Annotated in this window: 3 protein-coding genes; all 3 read left to right on the top strand. The window is 67.5% G+C overall.

Annotated elements, in window-relative coordinates; translation table 11 throughout:
- Positions 1 to 108: 108 nt before the first annotated feature.
- Positions 109 to 807: a DnaA regulatory inactivator Hda gene (gene hda / locus L995_RS05485; protein WP_026062235.1), complete on the top strand. Its 699-nt coding sequence runs from the start codon at positions 109 to 111 to the stop codon at positions 805 to 807.
- Between the two features lie 88 nt (positions 808 to 895).
- Positions 896 to 1,597 carry an HAD family hydrolase gene (locus L995_RS05480; protein ID WP_016448977.1) on the top strand — a complete coding sequence of 234 codons (702 nt, stop codon included), beginning with the start codon at positions 896 to 898 and terminating at the stop codon, positions 1,595 to 1,597.
- Positions 1,594 to 3,072 (top strand): polynucleotide adenylyltransferase PcnB (gene pcnB, locus L995_RS05475; protein ID WP_047469951.1); only part of this gene is annotated, 1,479 nt, incomplete at its 3' end. The genes L995_RS05480 and pcnB, both read left to right, overlap by 4 nt.

Here is a 3,072-nt window from a genome sequence, read left to right as displayed (position 1 = left end):
CGGGCCTGTCTTTGCTATCAACCCAATGCCGTTGCCGATTCCTTTGCCTGCTTTTGCCGCATGGACCCGCCTGGACACAGGAAAGGGGGCGCTGCGCGTATGTCGCAGATGAAGCAGCTGGCTCTGGATATCAGCATGGCGTCGAGCCCGACGCTGTCGCGCTTTTTCGTCGGCCCCAATGCCGCGGTGATCGATCATTTGCGCCATTGGGTGGGCGATGGCCGCATGCAGACGGCCCGCACGCCAGTGCCCACTTATCTTTGGGGCGAATCGGGCTCGGGCAAGACCCATCTGCTCAAGGCCGTGCGCGAGGCCCTGCGCGAGCAGGGTGCCATGGTGGGCTGGATGGATGCCTCCACCCTGTTCCCGCCGCCCTTCGACGAGCGCTGGGCGGCGGTGCTGATGGACGATGTGGACATCTACACTCCGCTGCAGCAGGCGCGGGCCTTCAACTGGTTTGTGAATGCGACGAGCCCGGCCACGGGCTCGCCGCGCTGGGTGCTGGGGGCCGGCCCGCTGCCGCCGGCAGACCTCAAGCTGCGCGAGGATCTGCGCACGCGGCTGGGCTGGGGCCATGTGTTCCAGCTGCAGCTGCTCGACGAAACCGCGCGCCGCGCGGTGCTGCGCCAGGAGGCCGATGCCCGTGGCGTTTTTCTGGGCGACGATGTGATGGACTACATGCTCAAGCGCTTCTCGCGTGACCTGGGCAGCCTGATGCAGCTGCTCGACATGCTCGACGGCTTTGCGCTGCGCAACAAGCGCGCCATCACCATTCCGTTGCTCAAGACGATGCTGGAAACCGAATGAGCCCGCATTTTCTTGTGGGCAGGGACTGCGGGAGCCGGCGGAGCCTGCGTTGCAAGGGCAGCGCGGGACCCATTTTTTTAGGATATGCATGACCTCTGATCAGAAGCAACTCCGGCCCCGGCTGGCGTTGTTCGACCTGGACCACACGCTGCTGCCGCTCGATTCGGACTATGAGTGGGGCGAGTTCACGACGCGCATCGGCTGGACCGATCCGGTCGAGTTCGGCCGCCGCAATGCCGAGTTCTTCGCGCACTACCAGGCGGGCACGCTCGACGTGCACGACTATGTGCGCTTTGCCACCGAGGCCTTCTGCGCCCGTGGCGCGCAGCAGGCCGCCGAGGCGCACGAGCGCTTCATGCGCGAGGTGATCACCCCCGCCATCCGTCCCCAGGCACTGGAGCTGCTGCGCACGCACCAGCAGGCGGGCGACCAGATCATCATCGTCACGGCCACCAACGAGTTCGTGACGCGCCCCATCGCCGCCGCCCTCGGCGTGCAGGAATTGATCGCGGTGGAACTGGAGCGCGACGCGCAGGGCTGGTTCACGGGCGAGATCCGTGGCACGCCCAGCATGCGCGGCGGCAAGGTGCAGCGCATGCAGCAGTGGCTGGATGCGCGCGGCCTGCAGTGGAGCGGCGTGGAGACCTTCTTCTACAGCGACTCCTGGAACGACGTTCCCCTGCTCGAGCGCGTGGACCACCCCGTGGCCACCAACCCCGACACTCGGCTGCGCGCCCTGGCCCAGGAACGTGGCTGGCGCATTCTGGACCTGTTTGGCGAAGCACCATGATCAAGAACATCATCGACAAGCTGCTGGGCAAGGCCTCGGCCGCCCCACGGGCGCGCAAGTCGCCCTTCGGCAAGCGCCAGGAGGTGCCCGTGCAGGTGCACGGCATCGATCCCAACCTGGTGGACCGGCGTGCCCTCGACGTGGTCGAGACGCTGCAGGACGCGGGCTACGAGGCCTACATCGTCGGCGGCGCCGTGCGCGACCTGCTGCTGGGCCTGCGCCCCAAGGACTTCGACGTGGCCACCAATGCCACGCCCGAGCAGGTCAAGGGCCTGTTCCGCCGCGCCTTCATCATCGGCAAGCGCTTTCGCATCGTGCACGTGGTCTATGGCCGCGGGCGCGAGAACGAGGTCATCGAAGTCTCCACCTTCCGCGCCTTCCTGGACAACAGCGCGGCCGAGGCCGTGAGCGGCAACGAGCGCACCAGCAAGGCCCAGCTCGCCGGCATGCACCATGCGGTGGACGCCAGCGGCCGCGTGCTGCGCGACAACGTCTGGGGTCCGCAGGACCAGGATGCCACGCGCCGCGACTTCACGATCAACGCCATGTACTACGACCCGCGCACGCAGATCGTGGTCGACTATCACAAGGGCATTGACGACGCCAAGAAGCGCATGCTGCGCATGATTGGCGACCCGGCCACGCGCTACCGTGAAGATCCGGTGCGCATCATCCGCGCCGTGCGCTTCGCCGCCAAGCTGGCGGGCAAGGGCTTCAAGCTCGAGCCCAAGACGGCCAAGCCCCTGGTGGAGTGCGAGCCGCTGCTGGCCGATGTGCCGCAAAGCCGCCTGTTCGATGAAATGCTCAAGCTGCTGCAGACCGGCCATGCGCTGGCTTCGGTGGAGCAATTGCGCGGCCTGGGCCTGGCGCGCGGCATCTACTCGCTGCTGGATGTGGTGGTCGAGCGTGCCGAGCAGCCCTTCGTGCAGGCCGCGCTGACCGATACCGATCGCCGTGTCGAGGAAGGCAAGCCCGTGGCGCCCAGCTTCCTGCTGGCCTGCGTGCTGTGGCATGACGTGAAGACCGGCTGGGAGCGCCGCCTGAACCAGCGCCAGCACCCGTTCCCCGCGCTGCAGGAATCCATCGACGAAGTGTTCGACCAGCGCATCGGCGATGTCTCGGGCCGCGGCAAGCTGGCCGCCGACATGCGCGAGATCTGGGTCATGCAGCCGCGCTTCGACAAGCGCACGGGCGCCACGCCGTTCAGCCTGGTGGCCCAGCCGCGCTTTCGCGCGGGTTTCGACTTCATGCGGCTGCGCGCCGATATCGGCGAGGTCGAGGAAAGCCTGGCCAGCTGGTGGCAGGAGTTCCAGAATGCCGACGACGCGCGCCGCGACGACCTGATCGCCCAGGCGCGCGACGAGCAGCGCGCCCGCCAGCGCAGCGCCGAACCCAAGGTGCACCGCGTGCCCAAGGTCCGCCAGCCGCGCGATGGCGTGAACCTGGCGGAAGGCGTGCAGCCTGAGGATACGCGG

The organism is Delftia sp. ZNC0008, from assembly GCF_000799035.1.
Taxonomy (GTDB): Bacteria; Pseudomonadota; Gammaproteobacteria; order Burkholderiales; family Burkholderiaceae_C; genus Comamonas; species Comamonas tsuruhatensis.
Note: the sequence above shows the minus strand (reverse complement) of the source record. Positions and strands in the feature narration are given on the sequence as shown.